Here is a 21,273-nt window from a genome sequence, read left to right on the forward strand (position 1 = left end):
ACGGCGCGGCAAGCCGCTCGACCTCGCCGCCCTCGGCTCACCGTCGCTGAGCGCGGCCCGCGAGCAGGTCCTCGGCGCCCTGGTCTCCCTGTGCGCCGACGGACAGGATCCGGCCACCCCGGTGCAGAACGGCCCGCTCGTCGAGCGGGCCGCGGCCACCCTCGGCCTCGGCGCCACCCAGCTCGACCTGGTCGCGCTCAACGCCTCCCTGCGTACGGCGCCCACGGCGCGGGCCGACCGCATCTACACCGGGGTCCTCTACGACGCCCTCGACTTCGCCGGCCTCTCCACGGCGGCGAAGCGTCGGGCGACCACCCGGGTCGGCATCATGTCGTCGCTGTTCGGGCTGGTCCGGCCCGGTGACCCGATCCCGGCGTACCGTCTCTCCGGCGACGCGGTTCTGCCTCAACTTGGCTCTGTGGCAGGGTTCTGGCGCGACCACCTCGAGCCGGCCGCCCTCGATGCCCTGGGCTCCGGGCTGCTGGTCGACCTGCGTTCGGGCATGTACGCCGGCTTCTGGCGACCGGCCCGCGAGCTCGCGCCGAAGGTGGCGACCGTCCGCGTGCTGCACGAGCACAACGGCACCCGCAAGGTGGTCAGCCACTTCAACAAGGCGACCAAGGGACGCATCGTCCGCGCGGTCCTCGAGGACGGCGGAAAGCCGCGCTCACCCGCCCAGTTCGCCGATCTGCTCCGCGACCTCGGCTGGAAGGTCGAGGAGGGCACGGCCGGCGCGAAGGGCACCCAGCTCGACGTGGTCGTCGACGAGATCTGAGCGAGGTCAGACGCGGGCGGGCGGCAGCACCTCGGCCCCGGGACGTGCGTTGTAGAGCCGCATCGACCCGATCCGCTCCGTGCCGTCGCGGCCACCGTTGAAGAACGACAGCACGGTGACCGACGCCGGGGTCAGCTCCATCTTGTAGACCGCCTCGAGCGGCGCGCCCAGCACGTGGGAGACCAAGGTCTTGATCGGCGTCACGTGACTGACCACCACGACGGTCCTGCCGCCATGGGTCTCGAGCAGTCGCTCGAGCCCGGCGAGGACCCTCGCCTCCACCTCTCGGAAGGACTCCCCTCCGCCGGGAGCGACGTCGAGCGAGCCGAGCCAGGCGTCCATCTCGTCCTTGTGCTTCTCTGCCACCTCGGCGAAGGTCAGCCCGTCCCAGGTGCCGAACTCCATCTCGGCGAAGCCGGGCTCCTCCTCGATGTCGCGGCCGAGCACCTCGGCGACGATCTGGGCCGACTCCAGCGTTCGTCGTACGGGCGAGGCCACCACGGCGGCAACGTCGCCGGCCAACGGCGCCAGCCACTCGGCGGTGGCCCGGACCTGGTCGCGGCCCAGGTCACTGAGCCCGGGGTTGGAGCTGGCCAGGCCGCCGGAGAAACGCTTGTCGATCGTGTGCGGGGTGACCCCGTGGCGGACCAGGATCACCGTCGTCGGCGGACCACCGGGGGCCGACCACCCGCGGTGTCCGGAATCGGCGGCGGTGGACTCCGCCGGATCCTCGATCTCCTCGATCAGGGAGTCGGGCTGCTCGGAGCCCGGCAGATCGTCACTCACCGGCCAGCACTCACAGGCCGGACTCGGCGGTGCGCACCAGGATGCGTGAGCACTCCTCGCAACGCACGACGTCGTCGGCGGGCGCCTTCGCGATCACACCGAGATCGGCGGCGTTCAGCTTCATGTTGCAGCCGCCGCACTGGCGGGCGCGCAGCTCGGCGGCGCCCACGCCCTGCTTCTCTCGGATGCGTTCGTAGAGGGCGAGCAGGTCCTCCGGCAATCCGCCCAAGGCAGAGGCACGTTCGTCGACCTGCTGGTCAAGAGCGGCGGTGGCCTCCCGGGACTTGGTGTCGCGCGACTCGGCCAGACCGGCCAGCTTCTCCACGACCTCGCCCTCCTCGCGCTCGGCGCGGACCCGCTCGGCCTGCGCCTCCTCGAGTTTCTCCATCACCTCGAGCTCTTCGTCCTCGAGCGTCGAGATTCGGCGGTCGAGCGACTCGAGCTCATGGTTCATCCGCTGCAGATCCTTGGGGTTGGTGATCAGCCCCTGCTCCACCCGCGAACGGTCACGCTCACGACGGGTCTTGACCTGCTCGACGTCCTGGTCGGCCTTCTTCTGCTCACGGGTCAGGTCGTCGACGAGGATCCGGGCATCCCGCACGCGGTCGTTGAGTGCGCGCTGGGTCGACTCGATCGCCGCGATCTCACGGATCTCGGGAAGCGAGGCGAGCTGGTGGCGCAGCTGGGCGATGCGGGCGTCAATCGCGGCCAGGTCGAGCAGCTTCAGTTGGGCGGACGGGTCGGCTTTCAGGGGAGGCTCCTCGGATACGGCACTTCAGGAAAGGTGTGGTGGCTGGTGGATCGCGCCGGTCGTTCAGACGCGGAAGGTCCAGGGGTCCGTGCGGATCTCACTCACCCGGGAGTCCACCGTATCGCCCAGCGCCTGGGCAAGCCGCGCCTGCACCACCGGGAGCCACGTGGACTCGGCCGCCCAGTGCGCGACGTCGATCAGCGCGGGTCCGTCCTTCTCGAGGAACTCGGCGGCCGGGTGATGGCGCAGGTCGCTGGTCAGGTAGACGTCGACGTCCCGTGCGGCCATCGCATCGAGCAGGAAGTCGCCGGCGCCGCCGCAGACCGCGATCCGGCGTACGACGCGGTCGGGGTCACCGCCGACCCGCACCCCCTGCTCGGTCTCGGGCAGCTTCTCTGCGACCACCTGGGCGAAGTCGCGCAGGGTGGTCTCCTCGATCGTGCCGATCCGTCCGGTGCCGGTGGCCGTGGTGCCGGGGTCGGCCAGCTCCACGACGTCGTACGCCGGCGACTCGTAGGGGTGGTTGGCCAGCATTGCGGCGACCACGTCGGCCCGTCGACGCCTGGGCATCACGGCTTCGATGCGGTCTTCGTGGATGAGCGAGATGTCACCGATGGTGCCGATCGTCGGGTCGGCGCCCTCGAGCGGGCGGAACCGACCCTGGCCCTCTGTGGTGAACGTGCAGTGGTCGTAGTTGCCGATGAACCCGGCTCCGGCGTCGGCGATCGCGGCGCGCACCGGCGCGGCCGCGTCGTGCGGGACGAAGACCACGAACTTGTCGAGGGGCTCGGCCGGGGCCGCGACGATCGGGGTGAGGTCCTCGAGACCAAGGGCGGTGGCCAGTGCCTCGGAGACCCCGGCGGCCGCCTGGTCGGCGTTCGTGTGCGCGGTCAGCAGCGCACAGCCACCGGCGGCGAGCACCGCCGCGGTGCGGCCCTTGGGCGTGGTCGCGGCGAACCCGTGCACCGGCTTGAGGAACAGCGGGTGGTGCACGACGAGCAGGTCGGCGCCCCACGACACCGCCTCCTGAGCCACCTCGAGGGTCGGGTCGACGGCGAACATCACCTTCTTGACCATCGCCGTCGGATCACCGACCACCAGGCCCACGGCGTCCCAGCCGTCGGCGGTCTCCGGCGGGTACCAGCTGTGCAGGAGGTCGACCACCTCACCAAGAGTCGTCATGGCGTCAGGTTAGTCGGAGCCGTTCAGTGCACGTCACGGCGTCGGAGCGCGACCACACCGGCGGCGAGCAGCGCGGCGCCGACAGCGAGCACGGCGGCGTACGGGCCCGCGGCGAATGACTCGGCCGGCACCAGCGCCAGGTGACTGAACGGCGAGACGTCGACCAGCCAGTCGGGGAGCTTGAGCAGCGGCCCGAACATCATCACCACCACGCAGAAGCCGAGGCCGAGCCACGCGGCCGTCGCCCACCGCGGCACCAGGCCCACCAGCAGCACGGTCAGCCCGATCAGCACGAGGGCCCCGGCGCCCGCCGAGACCGGTGCCACGGCGACGTGGGCGAAGCGGTCCCACTCGCCCGTGACCGCTGCGTAGCCCAGGCCCAGCCCGACCCCGGAGGCCAGCACGACCACCACGGTGCCGAGCACGGCGATCAGCGAGTGGCCGACGAACCAGGTCGTTCGGGACAGGCCGGTGGCCAGGAGCGACTCGACCCGGCCGGAGTCCTCCTCCCCGCGCGCCCGCAGCGACGCCGAGACGGCGTACCCACCGGCGATCAGCGCCAGCATCACGCCTGCTGCCCCGTAGAACCCGTCGACCAGGTCGGCCGCGCCAGCGGCGAGCACCTCTCTGGTGGTGTCGGAGTCGCCGAGCAGGTCGCCGACGTCGTCGCCGATCGACCCGTAGCCCAGCCCGCCCAGGAACAGCCCGAGGCTCCAGCCCCAGAGGCTGCCGCGGTGCAGCCGCCAGGCGAGCCCGAGGCCGCTCCGCAGGTCGCGTCCGGCGCGGGCCGGGCCGGGTCGGGCGGCCCACACCCCCGAGCCGACGTCGCGCCGGCCGAAGACGACGTACGACGCCAGGACACTGACTGCGAATCCGGCCAGCAGCAGGAGGCTGGGCCACCAGCTCTCGTCGGCGTAGGGACGCATCGCCTGGTACCAGCCGATCGGGGAGAGCCAGGACAGGCCGTTCTCGGCGACGTCGCCGATGGCGCGCAGGGCGTACGCCGTCCCGATGACGGCGCCGACGATGCCGTACATCGCCCGCGCGCCCTGGGTGAGCTGGGCCGCGACGAGCGCGACGCCGGTGAAGCAGGCACCGACCAGGAAGAGTCCGAGGCCGATCGCCCAGGAACCGGCCGCAGGAAGGCCGTAGCCGAGCAGGGCACCGGAGGTGACCAGGCCGACAACGGCGTTGGCGAGCAGGGTGACTGCCAGCGCCGCGGTCATCGGGGCGTGGCGCCCGATCGCCCCGGAGCGGACCAGCTCGTCGCGGCCGGTCTCCTCCTCGACGCGGGTGTGGCGCCCGACCAGGAACATGCTCATCAGGCCGACCAGCACCGCACCGAACGCGGTGGCCTGCCACGCCACCTGGCCGCCGGTGGTGTTGAGCGCCCGGGCCGGTCCGGCCATCGCGATGAAGGCGGCGTTCTGCTCCATGCTGGCGGCGGCCTTGTCGAACTCGGCCTGGGTGGCGTAGAGGCCGTCGACGCTGACCGCCTGCGACCAGTAGAGAACGGTGACGCCGATGGTCCACCACAGCACGGTGAGCAGGTCGCGGCGCAGGAACGTGCGGAACAGGATGCCGGCCCCGGTGACGGCTCTCATGAGTCCGCCTCGTCCTCGGGCTCGGAGGTGTCGACCTCGTCGCCGTAGTGGCGCAGGAAGAGCTCTTCCAGGGTCGGCGGCTGACTGGTCAGGGTGAGGATGCCGAATTCGCCGAGCCTGGCCAGGGCGTCGCCCAGTCGCGCGGAGTCGACCTCGAACTCGACCCGTCGCCCCTCGACGACCAGTCCGTGCAGCCCCACGAGCGAGTCGAGTCCGTGCGGGTCGGCTGCGAGCTGTGCCGAGACCGCCGTACGCGTCAGGTGGCGCAGGTCGGCCAGCGTGCCGGACTCCACGATGCGTCCGGCGCGAATGATGCTGACCCGGTCGCAGAGCCGCTCCACCTCGGCGAGGATGTGACTGGAGAGCAGGACGCTGCGCCCTTCGTCGCGGAACTCGTCGATGCAGGACTGGAAGACCGACTCCATGATCGGGTCCAGCCCGGAGGTCGGCTCGTCGAGCATCAGCAGCTCGACGTCGGAGGCGAGTGCGGCGACCAGGGCGACCTTCTGCCGATTGCCCTTGGAGTAGGTGCGACCCTTCTTGGTCGGGTCGAGCTCGAAGCGATCGAGCAGGTCGGCCCGCCGTTTCTCGTCGAGCCCGCCCCGGAGTCGGCCGAGCAGGTCGATCACCTCGCCGCCGGTCAAGTTGGGCCACAGGTTCACGTCACCGGGAACGTAGGCCAGTCGTCGGTGCAGGGCTGCGGCTTCTCGCCACGGATCCCCACCCAGCAGTGTGGCCGTGCCGGCGTCGGCGCGCAGAAGGCCGAGAAGGACCCGGATCGTCGTGGACTTGCCGGCACCGTTGGGTCCCAGGAAACCGTGGACCTCACCCGTGCTCACCTCGAGGTCGAGGTGGTCGAGTGCGGTGGTGGCGCCGAACTTCTTCACGAGCCCGGCAATCTCGATGACGTTGCCCATGTCGTCGACAGTACGCTCAATTCACAAATTTGTGAACTATATGAATCTTGTGAATTCACGACTAGACTCCGGCCATGACCCGGGACCCCAGCGCGCGCTTCATGGAGGACCTCGCCGCCATGCTCACCAGCATGGGCTTCCCGCGGATGCCCTCCCGGGTCTTCGCGGCCCTGCTGTGCGCCGACCGAGACGACCTGACCGCACGAGAGCTGGCCGAGACGCTCCAGGTCAGCCCGGCCGCGATCAGCGGGGCGGTCGGGTTCCTCACCCGGATCCGCCTGATCCACCGGCGCCGCCAACCCCGCGAACGCGTCGATCGGTTCTCCCTGGGCACCGACCTGTGGTTGGGCCCGGTCACGATGGAGATCGAGGGCTACGCGGCCATGGTCGACGTACTCGACAAGGCGCGGGCCGAGGGTGCCGTGACCGGCGTCGCCGCCGACCGGGTCGACGAGACCCGCGACTTCTTCCGGTTCATGGTCGAGGCTCTCCCCCGCCTCTACGGCGAATGGCAGGCCACGCGCACCGGCAGTGCATGAGGGTCTTCTCATCCGGCTCTCACCCGACCCCCACGATGGGGCAGGATCATGGTCACCATGGGTCGATGGAAAGTGGTTCTCGCCGCGGCACTGGCGCTGCCGATGCTGGCCTACGTGGCCGGTTCGCTCGCTGCTGCCGACGACAAGCCCGGCGACCGCAGCCCGATCCGGATCGACGAGGCCCCCGCGACGTCCCCCGGGTCCACACCCGGCGGTACGACGGAACCGTCACCCACCCGCACCCCGGGCACGAAGGAGAAGCCGGACGACGACCGCCCACGAACCGTCACCCGGGTGCCCAACGACCTCGATGACGACGATGACGACGACGGACGCAACCGCGGCGGCCGGGACGACGACGATGACGACGGGGACGATGACGACGACTGATCGAGCGTCCCGGGTGCCCTGATGCGCCTTCCGACCATTGCCCATCGAGACGTCCGGCGCGGGCCGGGCGTCTCCGTGCGTGTCCGGATCACCGCAACCGTGGCCGTGCTCGTGGCCCTGGCCCTGGCCTCGGCCGGCGGCATCATCTATGCCCTGGAGTCGGCCCGTCTCGAGAGCACGGCGGCCGACCAGGCCGACCAGGAGATCGCGGAGTTCCGACAGCTGCAGCAACAGGGCACCGACCCCACGACGGCGAAGCCCTTCGCCAACGTGGAGGACCTGCTCTACGTGTTCCTCCAGCGCAATGTGCCCAGTGACGACGAGCTCTTCGCCGCCTGGTTGGACGATCGGCCCAAGTACGAGTCCACCGCAGACCACCCCGGCTTCAGCGACTCCTCGGAGTTCCGGGAGATCGTGCGCAAGCACCTGAGGGACGGCGGCTCCGAGCACCTCGACTCCCGGGCGGGCGAGATCCTGGTGACCGTGCAGCCGGTGCGCGGCAATCGCAGCAGCGGGGCTCTGGTGGTGGTGACCTTCCTCGACGACGCGCGCTCCGACCTGAACAGCCTGATGCGCACCTACGCGATCGTCTCGCTGCTTTCCCTCGGACTGATCAGTGCGCTGGCCGCCTGGCAGGCCGGCCGACTGCTGGCACCGCTGCGCGAGATGAACCGGACCGCCCGCGAGATCAGCGACACCGACCTGTCGCTGCGGCTGAGCGAGACCGGCAACGACGACATCACCGCCCTGACCCGCACGGTCAACGACATGCTGGCCCGGCTCGAGGCGTCCTTCACCAACCAGCGCGAGTTCCTCGACGCGGCCGGGCACGAGCTGAAGACCCCGCTGACCGTCCTGCGCGGGCACCTCGAGCTGCTCGACGCCGACGACCCCGAGGAGGTCGCCGAGACGCGGGCCCTGCTGCTCGACGAGGTCGACCGCATGGCTCGCCTGGTCGGCGACCTGATCCTGCTGGCCAAGAGCGCAAGACCGGACTTCGTGACCCGGAGCGCGGTCGAGCTGGGCCCGTTCACCGCGACGGTGCTGGCCAAGGCCCGCGGCCTCGGTGACCGCACCTGGACGATCGACGGCACCTCGCACCGAACCGTCCTCCTCGACGAACAGCGCATCACCCAGGCGCTGCTCCAGCTGGCCGACAACGCGGTCAAGCACACGACAGCCGGTGACACGGTCGCGATCGGCTCGGCCGACGAGGGCGACCGGATCGAGCTCTGGGTGCGTGACACCGGGCACGGCGTACGCCGCGAGGACCGCACTCGCATCTTCGACAAGTTCGCCCGCAGCACCGTGCTGCGGGGCGACGACGGGTTCGGGCTGGGGCTCTCCATCGTGCGGGCAGTCGTGGAGGCCCACGGCGGAACTGTCGCGGTGGAGGACGCCGTACCCCGGGGCGCACTGTTCCGGATCTCACTGCCCGCCGACCATCGCAGCGCACGTCCCGTCGACCCCCGCGACGATCTCTCAGTCGGCCCCCTGGTCGGCCCCGGCGTCGGCCCTGGCGACTCAGACTTCCCGACCGCCGAGATCGCGGTCACCCACCCACCTGCAGAGGACCGCTGATGGCACGCATTCTGATCGTCGAGGACGAGGCACGCATCGCCTCCTTCGTGGCCAAGGGCCTCACCGCCGAGGGGCACCAGGCCACGGTCGCCGAGGACGGGCCGACCGGTCTCGACCTGGCCCTCGGCGACGACTTCGACCTGGTCGTCCTCGACATCGGCCTGCCCGGGCTCGACGGCTTCGAGGTCCTCGACCAGCTGCGCTCCCAGGGCTCTCGGGTGCCGGTGATCGTGCTGACCGCGCGCGACTCGGTCACCGACACCGTCAACGCGCTCGAGAGCGGAGCCGACGACTACATGCCCAAGCCGTTCCGCTTCGCCGAGCTGCTGGCCCGGGTCCGCCTCCGGCTGCGTCAGCACGACGACTCGGGGTCCACCCGGGACGACGTACTCGATGCCGGACGGGTGAGCCTCGACGTCCGGACCCGTCGAGCCACCGTCGACGGCCGCCTGGTGGACCTCTCTGCCCGTGAGTTCATGCTCCTGGAGATCTTCCTGCTCAACCCCGGCCAGGTGCTCTCGCGAGAGCAGCTGCTCGACCACGTGTGGGGCTTCGACTTCGACCCGGGCTCCAACGTCGTCGACGTCTACGTCGGCTACCTGCGCAAGAAGGTCGGCAGCGACCGGATCGCCACGGTCCGCGGCATGGGCTACCGCCTGGTTCCCTGATCGACCCGTCGCCAGTTCGCGGTGACCCGTCGTGAGTTCGTCGAAGACCGCTCTTAGGACAGCCTGACCGGGCGATTCTGCCCGATCGACGGGAAACTTCGCGTCACACGGGCAGATTCACAGGCTCGCCTGTGAATCTGCCCGTGTGACGCAGCGGCGCTAGTTGATCTGCTTGGCCTGGTCGGCCCAGTAGGGCTGACGCAGCTTGAACTTCTGCAGCTTGCCGGTGGCGGTGCGGGCGAGCTCGTCGCGGAACTCGATCGACGTCGGGGCCTTGTAACCCGCGGCCTTGTCCTTGCACCACGCGATCAGCTCGGCCTCGGTGGCCTCCTGCCCGGATGCCAGCACGACCAGTGCCTTGATCGTCTCGCCCCACTTCTCACTGGGTACGCCGATCACCGCGACCTCCGCGACCGCCGGGTGCGAGAACAGCACGTCCTCGACCTCGATCGACGACACGTTCTCACCACCGGTGATGATGACGTCCTTCTTGCGGTCCTGGATGGTCAGGTAGCCGTCGTCGCCGATCACTCCGCCGTCACCGGTGTGGAACCAGTCACCGGCCAGGCAGCGCGCGGTCTCCTCCGGCTGCTCCCAGTAGCCCTCGAGCACGACGTTGGAGCGCGCCAGCACCTCGCCCTCGGCGTCGGTCGAGAGACTGACCCCGATCGCCGGGGCACCGGCCCGCACCAGCTTGGAGGCCCGCTCCTCGGGCTCGAGATCGTCCCACTCGGCGCGGGTCCGGTTGATGGTCAGCAACGGCGAGGTCTCGGTCAGGCCGTAGATCTGGATGAACTCCCATCCCAGCTCGCGCTCGACCCGGGCCACCGTCTTGGTCGGCGGCGGTGCCCCCGCCACGATGATCCGCACCTTGTCCCGCCCCGGGATCTCACCGTCCCACTCGGCCGCGGCCTCCAGTACGGCGGCCACCACGGCCGGGGCGGCGCACATCACGGTGACCCCGTGCTGCTCGACGCGTCGCAGGATCTCGGCGCCGTCGATCTTGCGGATCACCACCTGCGGCACACCCAGGCCGGCCATCGCGAACGGCATCCCCCACCCGTTGGCGTGGAACATCGGCAGCGTGTGCAGGTAGACGTCACGGTCGGTGACCCCGGCGTGCAGCCCGAAGGTGACCGCGTTGACCCAGATGTTGCGGTGCGTGATCTGGACACCCTTGGGGCGTGCGGTCGTGCCGGAGGTGTAGTTGATGCACGCGGTGGCGTTCTCGTCCGGCTCCCACGGCTGTGGCTCCACGCCTTCGGCGGCATAGATCTCGTCGTCGTCACCGATCACGATCTTGATCTCGGCCTTCACCTCGGCCAGCGACTCCTCCAGCTCCGGATCGATCAACAGCACCCGAGCACCCGAGTGCTCCACGATGTAGGAGACCTCCTCGGGACGCAGCCGGAAGTTGACCGGCACCAGCACCCGGCCGAATCCCGCGACTCCGAAGAACGAGGTCAACAGGCGCGCGCTGTTGTGCGAGACCACCGCCACCCGGTCACCGAACCCGATGCCGAGCTCATCGAGCTTGGCCGCCTGGCGCTTGGCCCGAGCCGCGATCTCGGCATAGGTCACCGACCCCTGCGACGGCGCCGGCTGGTCGGGCTCGTCGATGACGCCGACCCGGGCGCCGTAGACACCTGCGGCGCGATCGATGAAGTCGGCAACCTGGAACGGAACGAGCATGGGGCCTCCTGATGATGACGTTTCTCTCACCTTAGCCACGCCCACGCTCGGGTGGGAGAGAGCGCGGGAGCCGATGCGACCGACGGCAGTCTGACTGCGACGAATGGCAGCGACACGGCCCCGACACGGAGGCGAGCCGCGCAGAGAACGTCGTACGCCGCACGTTGGGAAGGCCGTCGCACCAAAGTCGTGGCGAGTCGTGCGACCGGGTCGTGCGAGGGGGTGGGACTGGTGCGTCGGGACGGTTTCGAACCGCCGACCGCTCGGGTGTAAACCGAGTGCTCTACCGCTGAGCTACCGACGCGCATCAAGGCGCGGGACAGACTACGCGATCGCCGGAGACGGCCCCAACATCGGCCGAAATGCGTCGCGACCGCCGGCGTCTCGGGTCACCAGCGGTCGCAACGAGGTCAATTCTGCTGCGCGCCCGGGCGCGATGTCCCAGTTTTCGTCAGAAATGGGCCAAATTGGAGATGCCGGTCCAGACCGGTGGCACTGCCCGGCGATCAGCTCGTCTCGTGCTCCGCCGCGTTGCGGTGGGCCAGCGCGTGCATCACCAGGGCGACCAGGACGATCAGGCAGAGAATCGCAGCGAGCGCGAAGGCACCGGTGATCCCGGTGTCGGTGGAGTGCCCGTCGGCCGCCAGGTTGGCAGCAAGGATGGCCCCGGAGAACGCGGTTCCGAAGGTGCTGCCGATCGTGCGCAGCACCTGGTTGAAGCTGACCGAGCTGCCGAGCTCCTCCTTCACGACACCGCGCGCGATCAACGCCGGCATCGCCGCATACGCAGCGCCCATGCCCACGCCGAGGAAGAGCATCCCGACCAGCAGCAGCCACAGCTCCGTGTGGGTGATCCACAGCAGGCACGAGGCGATCGAGATCACCGCGGCACCGATCGGCAACAGGTTGGCGAGCTTGATGCGATGGGCGAGCCGGCGCACCAGCCGGTTGGCGACCAGGCTGCCCACCGACAGCGGGAACATCACGAATCCCGCCCACACGACCGGCAGCGCCATGCCGTAGCCCGTGCTCTCGGGCGCCTGGGCGACCAGACTGCCGACCGACAGGGCGATGTACATCGTGATCCCCAGGCCGACCGCGGTTCCGTTGGCCAGCAGCACGTCACCGTGGCGCAGCACCCGCAGATTGATCAGCGGATGGCTCGAGCGGAGCTCGACGTGGACCCACGCACCGAGCAGAACCACGGTTGCGATCGAGATGCCGAGCGTTCCGGCCGAGGTCCACCCCCAGTTCTCCCCCTCGCTGATGCCGAGCAGCAGGGCACCGAGTCCGAGCCCCAGCAGCGCTGCGCCGCCGAAGTCGAAGGGCAGGCGCGGCGCGAGCTCGTCGGGGCCGTCGGGCACGACCTTGACCACGGTGGCGATCGCGGTGACCACGAAGAGTGCGGCGAACCAGAACGCCCAGTGATAGCTGGTCCGGCCAGAGATGATCCCGGTCAACGGGTAGCCGATGCCCAGACCGGTCGCCACGGTCACGGACAGCGTCGAGATGGCGGAGCGAGCGCGTGACGGCTCGACGTAGCGCCGGGCCATCGCGATGGTCACCGGCACGATGCCGTAGGTGAGGCCCTGCAGTCCTCTGCCGATCAGGAAGACGGTGAAGTTGGGCGCCACCGCAGCGATGACGGATCCGGCGAGAATGACCGCGAGCGAGACCAGCAGCAGGCGCTTCTTGTGCGGTCCGTCGCTGAGTCGGCCCATGACCGGTGTCGCGATGGCACCGACGAGCAGGTTGATCGTCAACATCCACTGGGCGGTGCTGACCGTGACCTCGAACTCCAGGGCGATCGAGGGCACCAGCAGCATGCCCAACGAGCTGACGATGGCGGTGCACAGGGCTGCGTAGACGAGTGCCGGGACCAAGCGCGATCGGAGCTCAACCACAGGCGTCAGACCAGGGCGTGCAGCTCGCGCAGGTGCTCGTCGAGATCACGGCCCTCCGGCATCGCGTTGTGCACCGCCCAGGAGATCCGGCCCTCCTTGTCGATGACGTACGACGAACGCCGGGGGCAGCCCTTGGTCTCGTCGAACACGTCATAGGCGCGGGCCACGTCGCCGTGCGGCCAGAAGTCGGCCAGCAGCGGGAAGTTCAGGCCGTCGCGGTCAGCGAACGCCCGGATCGCGTAGATCGGGTCGCAGGAGATCGCCAGGACCTCGGTGTCGAAGGTGAGGAACTCGTCGAGCCGGTCCCGGATGCCGGTGAGCTCGCCGGTGCAGACCCCGGAGAAGGCGAAGGGGTAGAAGAAGATCGCCACGGCCTTCTTCCCCCGGTAGGACGAGAGCGTGATGTCCTGGCCGAACTGGTCGCGCAGGGTGAAGTCCGGTGCGTTGTCGCCGAGTTGAAGTGGTGTCACCGAGTGCCTGTCCTAGGATTCATCGTGTTCGCGACCGAGGGGTGCTTCATGTCTGACCGTCATCTTCGCACCAGCGCTCTGGCGTTGGCATCCGGCCTGCTGCTGCTCGCGTCCGCGTGCGGCTCCGAAGGCGGGGCGACCCAACTCGATGCGTCCATGGGCGAGCCGGCAGTCTCCCCCACCCCCGACCTCGACCCGATGGCCGGTGCCCCCGTCGTGGGGTCCTGCTACAGCCTGAGCCGGAGCCAGTCGATCTCGTCGACGAACACCAACAAGCCCGTCGGCGACTGCTACCAGAAGCACAACTCGCTCACCTACCACGTCGGCCTGTTCCCGGCTGGCACCACGAGCTCGGACTTCTCGCGGGTCAGCCGCGAGTGCCAGAAGCGGCTGCCTGCGGCCACCGGCCTGAGCAAGGGCCAGCTGATCGGCTCGGTCCTGGACTGGGTCTGGTTCGAGCCCACCACCACCCAGTGGCAGGCCGGCGCACGCTGGTTCCGCTGCGACCTGGTCGCCGAGACCTCCGACAACCTGCGGCTGCTGCCGGAGACGTCGGCGTCCACGGATCTCTTCTCCGACGGCCTGACCGACCGCTACGTGCGCTGCATCCGGCGCGGCCCGGACACGAACGGAGACGGTGAGGACGACGGCATCGACGTCACCTGTGACAAGGCGCACGGCTTCCGCTGGGCGGGGTGGTTCCGGGCCAAGGACGACACGTACCCGAACCGGGCTCGTTTCGAGGAGCTGGCGAACGGCCAGTGCCCGCGCATCACCAGCACTCAGTCCTGGTGGGTCACCTGGCCGCTGGAGTCGGGGTGGAACGCCGGGGACCGGGTGATGTCCTGCTACAAGAGCACGTCGTCCTGACCCTGACCTGTCCCGGCCGGGATCGGACCAGGGGGCCCGGTCGACCCGTCACTCCCAGTCAAAGAGCTCGCGCTTGAGCACCTTGCCGGTCGCGTTGCGCGGGAGCTCCTCGATGAACACGATCTCTCGAGGCACCTTGAACCGTGCGAGGTTCGCCTTCACCCAGTCCTTGAGCTCGGACTCGTCGACCCCACCGTCTGATCCGTCGGTGACCACCACGAAGGCACGCAGTCGCTTGCCGAAGGCATCGTCGTCGACGCCGATCGCGGCTGCCTCGACGACCGCGTCGTGGCGGCAGAGACAGTCCTCGACCTCCTTGGGGAAGACGTTCTCGCCACCGGAGACGATCATCTCGTCGTCGCGGCCCTCGACGTACAGCCGGCCGGCGGCGTCGTAGCGGCCGACGTCGCCGCTGGACATCAGCCCGTCGACGACCTCCTTGCCACCACCGCCGGTGTAGCCCTCGAACAGGAGTCCGTTGCCGACGAAGATGCGGCCGGACTGACCCTGAGGGACTTCCCGGCCGTCCGGGTCGAGGATGCGTACGACGGTCGCGTGCGGCGGCTTGCCCGCACTGTCGGGTGAGGTGCGCAGGTCCTCGGGCGTGGCGATGGAGGCGTAGGCGATCTCCGTCGAGCCGTAGATGTTGTAGAGCGTGTCGCCGAACGCGTCCATCCAGTTCAGGGCCAGGTTGCCGGGCAGCGCCGAGCCGGAGGCCGCGACCACCTTGACCGAGGAGAAGTCGTACGTCGCGCGGGTCTCCTCGGGCAGCTGCAGGATGCGCTGCAGCATCACCGGGATCACGATGAACGAGTCGCACTCGTTCTCGGCGATCACCTTCAGGGCGGTCTCCGGGTCGAAGCGACGTGTGAGCACGGCCGTGGAGCCCAGCAGCATGCCGAGTGCCAGGTGCGCGAAGCCCCAGGTGTGGAACAGGGGCGCGGCGATGTGGGTCTTCCACCGCGCCTTGAGCGGCATCCGGGAGAGCAGCGAGACCGCGGCATCGATGCCGGCCTCGTTGCGAGGCGCACCCTTGGGCGTGCCGGTGGTGCCGGAGGTCAGGATGATCGTGCGGGAGTGGCGCGTCGGCGGCTTCAGGTCGGCGCTCGACCCGGCGGCGATCAGCTTCTCGACGGTGTCGTGGTCGGTCTCGGAGTCGGTCCAGGCCAGGATCCGGTTCTCGACGTGGGCCCCCTCCAGCAGCCCGGTGAACTCCTCGTCGTGGATCACCGCACCAGGCTTCTCACGGGCCAGCACGTCGACCAGCTGAGGACCGGCGAAGGCCGTGTTCAGGTAGAGCACGTCGGCGCCGAGCTTGGCCACCGCGAGGCTCGCGTCCACGAACCCGCGGTGGTTGCGGCACATGACGGCGACCCCGTCGCCCTCCGTGATGCCCCGGGCGCGCAGGCTCGAGGCGAGCGCGTTGCTGCGCCGATGGATGTCACCGAAGGTGAGGGTGCCGAGCTCGTCGACCAGACCGGGATGGTCGGGATGACGCACCGCGAGCGAGGCGAACCCGCCCGCCACGCCGGTGCCCCACGTCTGGACCGTGCGGGCCAGACGGGCCAGCTTCACCGGCGAGTAGGGCCGGACGACCCCGGACCCTGCCAGCACCTTGACGGAGGTTGCGCCCGACTTGAGGCGCTCACGACCCTGACCCATCGATGTTCCTTTCGATCCCGCCTGCTGCCTCGACCACACGTGCGACCCGGCGCCTGGCCGGGGGGTACAGGGTCAGTGGGCCGACTTCGGTGCCACGAGGCGGGTGGCCGCCCAGTCCTTGCTCACCGTGGCCGTCGTGGTCTGGGACAGCCCGGCGATCGGTGCGGCCTCGGCGATGTCGGCCGCGTCGACCGAGCGGGGACGGCCCACCTTGGGGGTCAGCAGCCAGATCACGCCGCCCCCGACGAGGTCGGTCAGCGAGTCGACGAGTGCGTCGACCAGGTCACCGTCGTCGTCACGCCACCACAGGATCACGGAGTCGACGACGTTGCCGTACTCACCGTCGACCATGTCCGCGTCGATGCAGTCCTCTATCTGCACGCGTAGGTCGTCGTCGGTGTCGGTGTCCCAGCCGAGTTCCTGGATCACGAGTCCTGGCTTGAAGCCAAGACGGTCAGCAACTCCGGCATTCTGGGCGGCCGGGCCACCCGCGGTCGAGCTCAAGAGACTCCTCCAGTCACGCGTCACGGAAATCAGGTGCACGTAGTCCACCGGACATCGCCCCGCTGCGCAACCCTTCGCCCACCGGAGCGCATCCGCGCGTCTACCACTGGGTAGATTTTCTCCCTGTGCGGTGCGTGTCAAGATGGCAACGTGACCCACACCACCAAGCCCTCGAATCCACCCGTAATTCATGAGGGTCTTCCCACTCAGTTGCCTGACATCGACCCCGAAGAGACCGGTGACTGGCTCGCGTCCTTCGATGCCATGATCGATGAGCGCGGCCGCGAACGGGCCCGCTATCTCATGCTGCGGCTGCTCGAACGAGCCCGCGAGAAGCAGGTCGGCGTCCCCGCCCTGCGCAGCACCGACTACATCAACACGATCCCGCCCGAGCGCGAACCCTGGTTCCCCGGCGACGAGGACGTCGAGCGTCGCATCCGCGCGTTCATCCGGTGGAACGCCGCCGTGATGGTCTCCGGTGCCAACCGCAAGGGCCTCGAGGTCGGCGGGCACATCGCGACGTACCAGTCGGCGGCCAGCCTCTACGAGGTCGGCTTCAACCACTTCTTCCGCGGCAAGGACCACCCCGGCGGCGGCGACCAGATCTTCATCCAGGGCCACGCCTCCCCCGGCATCTATGCCCGCGCCTTCCTCGAGGGGCGGCTCACCGAGGATCAGCTGCGCCGGTTCCGCCAGGAGGTGCAGCACGGCGTCGGCCAGGGTCTGCCGTCCTACCCGCACCCCCGCCTGATGCCCGACTTCTGGGAGTTCCCCACGGTCTCCATGGGCCTGACCGCGCTCAACGCGATCTACCAGGCGCGGTTCAACCGCTACCTCGACAACCGCGACATCACCGACACCAAGGACCAGCACGTCTGGGCGTTCCTCGGCGACGGCGAGATGGGCGAGCCCGAGTCGCTCGGCGCCATCGGGGTCGCGGCGCGCGAAGAGCTCGACAACCTCACCTTCGTGGTCAACTGCAACCTCCAACAGCTCGACGGCCCGGTGCGCGGCAACGGCAAGATCATCCAGGAGCTCGAGTCCACCTTCCGCGGTGCCGGGTGGAACGTGATCAAGGTCGTGTGGGGTCGCGAGTGGGACGCGCTCCTGGCCCGCGACGTCGACGGTGTGCTGGTCAACCAGATGAACACCACGCCCGACGGCCAGTTCCAGACCTACTCCCGCGAGAGCGGCGGCTACGTCCGCGACAACTTCTTCGGCGCCGACTCACGGTTGCGCGCGATGGTCGAGCACATGAGCGACACCCAGATCGAGAAGCTGCCGCGCGGCGGACACGACTACCGCAAGGTGTACGCCGCCTTCAAGGCCGCCTCCGAGCACGTCGGGCAGCCGACGGTGATCCTGGCCCACACGATCAAGGGCTGGACGATCGACGCCCTCGAGGGCAAGAACGCCACCCACCAGATGAAGAAGCTCACCCAGGACGACCTGAAGAAGTTCCGCGACCGGCTCTACCTGCCGCTCTCCGACCGCGACCTCGACCTGGCCTACGAGCAGACCGGCATGGCCCCGTTCTTCCACCCGGGTGCCGACTCCCCCGAGATCCAGTACATGCTCGAGCGCCGCACCACCTTGGGCGGCTCCCTGCCCAAGCGGGTGCTGCGGGCCAAGCCGCTCAAGCTGCCCGGTGACGCGATCTACTCCGAGCTCAAGCAGGGATCGGGCAAGAACAAGATCGCCACCACCATGGCCGTCGTACGCCTGCTCAAGGACTGGATGAAGGACGACGGCATCGGCCAGCGGCTCGTGCCGATCGCACCCGACGAGTACCGCACGTTCGGCATGGACGCGATGTTCCCGACCGCGAAGGTCTACAACCCCGGCGGCCAGCAGTACGAATCGGTGGACCGCAAGCTGCTGCTGGCCTACAAGGAGTCCGAGAAGGGCCAGATGCTGCACGAGGGCATCTCCGAGGCCGGTGCGATGGCCTCGGCGACCGCCGCCGGGTCGACGTACTCCACGCACGGCGAGCACATGATCCCGTTCTACATCTTCTACTCGATGTTCGGCTTCCAGCGCACCGGCGACTCCATCTGGGCGATGGCCGACCAGATGGCGCGCGGCTTCCTGATCGGCGCGACCGCCGGCCGCACGACGCTGACCGGTGAGGGGCTCCAGCACGCGGACGGCCACTCCCCGCTGCTGGCCGCCACGAACCCGGCGGTCGTCCACTACGACCCGGCGTTCGCCTATGAGGTCTCGCACATCATGAGGTCGGGCCTCGAGCGGATGTACGGCGAGGCCGACGAGAACGTGATCTTCTACATCACCGTCTACAACGAGCCGGTCTCCCAGCCGGCCGAGCCCGAGGGCGTCGACGTCGACGGGATCCTGCGTGGGATGCACCAGGTCTCGACCGGGCAGGGCGAGGGGCCGCGGGTCCAGCTGATGGCCTCCGGCGTCGGCTACCCCTGGGTCGACAAGGCCGCCCGCATGCTGGCCGAGGACTGGGGCGTGGTCGCCGACACCTGGTCGGTCACCTCCTGGAACGAGCTGGCCCGCGAGGCCGTCGCGTCCGAGCAGTGGAACCTGCTGCACCCCGGCGAGACCGGCCGCACCGCCTGGGTGACCGAGCGGCTCTCCGACGTCGAGGGCCCGATCGTGGCCGTCTCCGACTTCATGCGCGCGGTGCCGTTGCAGATCGCCCGCTGGGTGCCGGCCGACTACCGCGTGCTCGGGGCCGACGGGTTCGGCTTCGCCGACACCCGCGCGGCGGCCCGTCGGTTCTTCCACATCGACGCCGAGTCGGTCGTGGTGCAGTCACTCCAGGCGCTGGCCGACGCCGGTGAGATCGACGCCGAGCTCGTCACCAAGGCGTTCGAGAAGTACCGCATCGACGACCCGACCGCGGTCTCGGGAGTCGCCCAGGAGGGCGGCGACGCCTGATCCCACCTCGAGAGCCACGATCAGTGGAGTCGTTCCGGCACCGGTGGCCGGAACAACTCCACTGATCCGCTCCGGCGGTCGACGTACGCCGCACGCTAGCCTGCGAACGTGACTCGTCCGACCACCCAGCGCGAGAAGGCCTCCGCTCTCCTGCAGCGCGCCGCCAGCCCTCTGAGCACGGCGGCGATGGCGGGCATGGACGAGCAGAAGGCGTGGTTCCGCGACCTCTCCGCCGAGGACCGCTCGTGGGTCGGGATGATCGTGCAGGCCGGCATCCGTGGCTTCACCACCTGGTTCCGCGATCACGGCGACTCCTGGGACCTCTCCACCGAGGCGGACTCCGCGATCGCGGCCCAGGTCTTCGGCGCCGCACCACGCGCCCTGGCCGGCGTGATCACGCTCCAGCAGACCGTCGACCTGGTGCGTCTCACCATCGACGTGGTCGAGCAGAACCTCGACGAGCTGCTCGGCAAGGAGCTGGCGCCCGTCGTGCACGAAGGGCTCCTGCGCTACGGGCGCGAGCTGGCCTTCGCCACCGCCGAGGTCTACGCCCGGGCAGCTGAGGCCCGGGGCGCCTGGGACGCGAGGCTGGAGGCCCTGGTCGTCGACTCGGTGCTCCGCTCGGAGAGCGACGAGACCGTCCTCTCCCGGGCCAGCGCACTCGGTTGGGGCGCCCGGGGAGCCGTGGTCGTGGTGCTGGGCCGGGCCGCACCCGGCTCCACGGTCAACATCTTCGACGACGTACGCCGCTCGGCGCGACAGCACGACATGGACGCACTCTGCGCCGTCCAGGGTGACCGGATGGTCGTCATCCTCGGCGGTGTCGAGGCTCCGGAGGCGGCCGGTCGGGCCGTCGGCGGGCACTTCGCGGACGGCCCGTTGGTCTGCGGTCCCCTGGCCCATGACCTGGCCCATGCCCAACACTCCGCCGGCGCCGCCGAGGCCGCCTTCCGGGTGGCCACCGCCTGGCCCGACGCCCCTCGTCCGGTGGCCGCCGACGACCTGCTGCCCGAGCGGGTGCTGGCCGGTGACGAGACCGCCCGCGCCCAGCTCGTCGACGAGATCTACCTGCCGCTCACCGAGCGACCGGACACGCTGATCGCCACACTGGACATGTACTTCAGCCACGGCGGCTCGGTCGAGGGAGCCGCTCGGGCCCTGTTCGTGCACCCCAACACGATCCGGTACCGCCTGCGTCAGGCCGCCGAGATCACCGGGCTGACCCCCACCCAGCCGCGGGACGGCTACACCCTGGCCGTCGCCCTGACCTGTGGCCGGCTGGCGGAAGCCTGACCCGTCGACGGCCCCTGGGACGGATTGGTGGCCCTCAGTTCACTGACGAGTAACGAAAATTGTGGGAACCCGACAAGGAATCCCAACGGGATTTCGTGGGTGGCAGCCCCTCGGTGCTCAGGGTCCACAGGACATAGTGGACAACGTGCTCGTCATCGTCGCTCCCGGCCAAGGGGCCCAGTCCCCCGGATTCCTGACCCCCTGGCTCGAGGACCCGGTCTTCCGCGGTCGCTTCGAGTGGCTCTCCACAGTGGCCGGGCTCGACCTCGTGCACTACGGCACCGAGGCCGACGCGGAGACGATCCGCGACACCCGGATCGCGCAGCCCCTTCTGGTTGCCGCCGGTCTGGTCGCCGCCCTCGAGCTGTTCCCCTCGCCCGGCGACGCGTTCGGCAAGATCGGCGCGGTCGCCGGACACAGCGTCGGAGAGCTCACCGCCGCCGCCGGCGCCCGGGCGATCACCGCCGAACAGGCGATGGTGCTGGTCCGCGAACGCGGTCGGCTGATGGCCGACGCGGCGGCCGAACGCCCCACCAGCATGACCGCCGTCCTCGGCGGCGACCGCGACGAGGTGCTCGCCGCCCTGGCCGGGCACGGCCTGACCCCGGCCAACGACAACGGCCCCGGCCAGATCGTCGCCGCCGGAACCGTCGAGCAGCTCGCCGCGCTGGCCGAGGAGCCGCCGGCCAAGGCGCGACTCATCCCGCTCTCGGTCGCCGGCGCGTTCCACACCGACCACATGGGCGGCGCGGTCGACCGCATGGGCGCACTGGCTCGG

The 21,273-nt window shown here is 69.7% G+C and carries 19 protein-coding genes and 1 tRNA gene; 9 read left to right on the forward strand and 11 right to left on the reverse strand.

Annotated elements, in window-relative coordinates; translation table 11 throughout:
* The coding region (locus NJ4_RS09780) for a YaaA family protein (RefSeq protein ID WP_067433759.1) at positions 1-775 on the forward strand (775 nt) is incomplete at its 5' end.
* A 6-nt stretch (positions 776-781) separates the two neighbouring features.
* Here the strand turns inward: NJ4_RS09780 and NJ4_RS09785 are convergent.
* From NJ4_RS09785 to NJ4_RS09805, 5 genes are all read right to left on the reverse strand, one after another.
* Positions 782-1,561 (reverse strand): histidine phosphatase family protein, encoded by a 780-nt coding sequence (locus tag NJ4_RS09785; RefSeq protein ID WP_067433761.1) that lies wholly within the window; start codon positions 1,559-1,561, stop codon positions 782-784.
* A gap of 10 nt (positions 1,562-1,571) precedes the next feature.
* Complete coding sequence (locus NJ4_RS09790) at positions 1,572-2,312, reverse strand: CT398-like coiled coil hairpin domain-containing protein (RefSeq protein ID WP_067433764.1); 741 nt, start codon at positions 2,310-2,312, stop codon at positions 1,572-1,574.
* A 63-nt stretch (positions 2,313-2,375) separates the two neighbouring features.
* Entirely contained in the window at positions 2,376-3,494 is a 1,119-nt protein-coding gene (locus NJ4_RS09795; protein WP_067433767.1) for a Nif3-like dinuclear metal center hexameric protein, read from the reverse strand.
* Positions 3,495-3,517: 23 nt separating this feature from the next.
* Positions 3,518-5,098: an ABC transporter permease gene (locus NJ4_RS09800; RefSeq protein WP_067433771.1), complete on the reverse strand. Its 1,581-nt coding sequence runs from the start codon at positions 5,096-5,098 to the stop codon at positions 3,518-3,520.
* Positions 5,095-6,015, reverse strand: a complete 921-nt coding sequence (locus NJ4_RS09805) for an ABC transporter ATP-binding protein (protein ID WP_067433774.1) — start codon at positions 6,013-6,015, stop codon at positions 5,095-5,097. Before NJ4_RS09805 ends, NJ4_RS09800 begins: the two co-directional genes overlap by 4 nt.
* Before the next feature lie 74 nt (positions 6,016-6,089).
* Here NJ4_RS09805 and NJ4_RS09810 point away from each other — a divergent pair, with 74 nt between their 5' ends.
* Genes NJ4_RS09810 through NJ4_RS09825 form a run of 4 tightly spaced genes read left to right on the forward strand, consistent with a single transcriptional unit; the run spans position 6,090 to position 9,193 of the window.
* Positions 6,090-6,554, forward strand: a complete 465-nt coding sequence (locus tag NJ4_RS09810) for a GbsR/MarR family transcriptional regulator (RefSeq protein ID WP_067433777.1) — start codon at positions 6,090-6,092, stop codon at positions 6,552-6,554.
* Between the two features lie 57 nt (positions 6,555-6,611).
* Entirely contained in the window at positions 6,612-6,944 is a 333-nt protein-coding gene (locus NJ4_RS09815; RefSeq protein ID WP_157551014.1) for a small secreted hydrophilic protein, read from the forward strand.
* Between the two features lie 21 nt (positions 6,945-6,965).
* Positions 6,966-8,525: a sensor histidine kinase gene (locus NJ4_RS09820; protein WP_067433783.1), complete on the forward strand. Its 1,560-nt coding sequence runs from the start codon at positions 6,966-6,968 to the stop codon at positions 8,523-8,525.
* Entirely contained in the window at positions 8,525-9,193 is a 669-nt protein-coding gene (locus NJ4_RS09825; protein ID WP_067433786.1) for a response regulator transcription factor, read from the forward strand. Before NJ4_RS09820 ends, NJ4_RS09825 begins: the two co-directional genes overlap by 1 nt.
* Before the next feature lie 159 nt (positions 9,194-9,352).
* On the opposite strand, the gene NJ4_RS09830 is transcribed toward NJ4_RS09825, so the two are convergent.
* The 4 genes from NJ4_RS09830 to NJ4_RS09845 form a co-directional block, all read right to left on the reverse strand.
* Complete coding sequence (locus NJ4_RS09830) at positions 9,353-10,885, reverse strand: AMP-binding protein (RefSeq protein WP_067433790.1); 1,533 nt, start codon at positions 10,883-10,885, stop codon at positions 9,353-9,355.
* Positions 10,886-11,114: 229 nt separating this feature from the next.
* A tRNA-Val gene (locus NJ4_RS09835) sits at positions 11,115-11,189 on the reverse strand.
* A 202-nt stretch (positions 11,190-11,391) separates the two neighbouring features.
* A complete protein-coding gene (locus NJ4_RS09840) occupies positions 11,392-12,789 on the reverse strand; it encodes an MFS transporter (protein ID WP_157551016.1) in 1,398 nt (465 codons plus the stop codon).
* Between the two features lie 5 nt (positions 12,790-12,794).
* The gene (locus NJ4_RS09845; RefSeq protein WP_067433796.1) at positions 12,795-13,259 is read right to left on the reverse strand and encodes a peroxiredoxin; all 465 of its coding nucleotides are present in this window, start codon (positions 13,257-13,259) and stop codon (positions 12,795-12,797) included.
* A 48-nt stretch (positions 13,260-13,307) separates the two neighbouring features.
* Between NJ4_RS09845 and NJ4_RS09850 the strand changes: the two genes are divergently transcribed.
* On the forward strand, positions 13,308-14,129 hold the full coding sequence (locus tag NJ4_RS09850; protein ID WP_157551018.1) for a septum formation family protein: 822 nt from the start codon (positions 13,308-13,310) through the stop codon (positions 14,127-14,129).
* Between the two features lie 48 nt (positions 14,130-14,177).
* Here NJ4_RS09850 and NJ4_RS09855 read toward each other — a convergent pair whose 3' ends face one another.
* Together NJ4_RS09855 and NJ4_RS09860 are read right to left on the reverse strand one after the other, a co-directional pair.
* Positions 14,178-15,791, reverse strand: coding sequence for an AMP-binding protein (locus NJ4_RS09855; RefSeq protein WP_067433801.1), 1,614 nt, complete (start codon positions 15,789-15,791; stop codon positions 14,178-14,180).
* A 72-nt stretch (positions 15,792-15,863) separates the two neighbouring features.
* A complete protein-coding gene (locus tag NJ4_RS09860; RefSeq protein ID WP_067433808.1) occupies positions 15,864-16,295 on the reverse strand; it encodes a DUF3052 domain-containing protein in 432 nt (143 codons plus the stop codon).
* A gap of 123 nt (positions 16,296-16,418) precedes the next feature.
* Here NJ4_RS09860 and aceE point away from each other — a divergent pair, with 123 nt between their 5' ends.
* The 3 genes from aceE to NJ4_RS09875 form a co-directional block, all read left to right on the forward strand.
* Complete coding sequence (gene aceE / locus NJ4_RS09865; protein WP_169799237.1) at positions 16,419-19,202, forward strand: pyruvate dehydrogenase (acetyl-transferring), homodimeric type; 2,784 nt, start codon at positions 16,419-16,421, stop codon at positions 19,200-19,202.
* A 108-nt stretch (positions 19,203-19,310) separates the two neighbouring features.
* Positions 19,311-20,495, forward strand: coding sequence for a PucR family transcriptional regulator (locus NJ4_RS09870; protein ID WP_067433805.1), 1,185 nt, complete (start codon positions 19,311-19,313; stop codon positions 20,493-20,495).
* A 145-nt stretch (positions 20,496-20,640) separates the two neighbouring features.
* On the forward strand, positions 20,641-21,273 hold a 633-nt coding region (locus NJ4_RS09875; RefSeq protein WP_157551020.1), incomplete at its 3' end, for an ACP S-malonyltransferase.

Origin of the sequence: Nocardioides jensenii JCM 1364 = NBRC 14755, from assembly GCF_001552535.1 — a bacterium.
In the GTDB taxonomy this organism is placed as follows: domain Bacteria; phylum Actinomycetota; class Actinomycetes; order Propionibacteriales; family Nocardioidaceae; genus Nocardioides; species Nocardioides jensenii.

Coding starts and splice junctions, on each gene's coding strand:
- NJ4_RS09795 (WP_067433767.1), bottom strand. CDS start 3,494: ATGACGACTCTTGGTGAGGTGGTCGACCTCCTGCACAGCTGGTACCCG.
- NJ4_RS09800 (WP_067433771.1), bottom strand. CDS start 5,098: ATGAGAGCCGTCACCGGGGCCGGCATCCTGTTCCGCACGTTCCTGCGC.
- NJ4_RS09805 (WP_067433774.1), bottom strand. CDS start 6,015: ATGGGCAACGTCATCGAGATTGCCGGGCTCGTGAAGAAGTTCGGCGCC.
- NJ4_RS09810 (WP_067433777.1), top strand. CDS start 6,090: ATGACCCGGGACCCCAGCGCGCGCTTCATGGAGGACCTCGCCGCCATG.
- NJ4_RS09815 (WP_157551014.1), top strand. CDS start 6,612: ATGGGTCGATGGAAAGTGGTTCTCGCCGCGGCACTGGCGCTGCCGATG.
- NJ4_RS09820 (WP_067433783.1), top strand. CDS start 6,966: ATGCGCCTTCCGACCATTGCCCATCGAGACGTCCGGCGCGGGCCGGGC.
- NJ4_RS09825 (WP_067433786.1), top strand. CDS start 8,525: ATGGCACGCATTCTGATCGTCGAGGACGAGGCACGCATCGCCTCCTTC.
- NJ4_RS09830 (WP_067433790.1), bottom strand. CDS start 10,885: ATGCTCGTTCCGTTCCAGGTTGCCGACTTCATCGATCGCGCCGCAGGT.
- NJ4_RS09850 (WP_157551018.1), top strand. CDS start 13,308: ATGTCTGACCGTCATCTTCGCACCAGCGCTCTGGCGTTGGCATCCGGC.
- NJ4_RS09855 (WP_067433801.1), bottom strand. CDS start 15,791: ATGGGTCAGGGTCGTGAGCGCCTCAAGTCGGGCGCAACCTCCGTCAAG.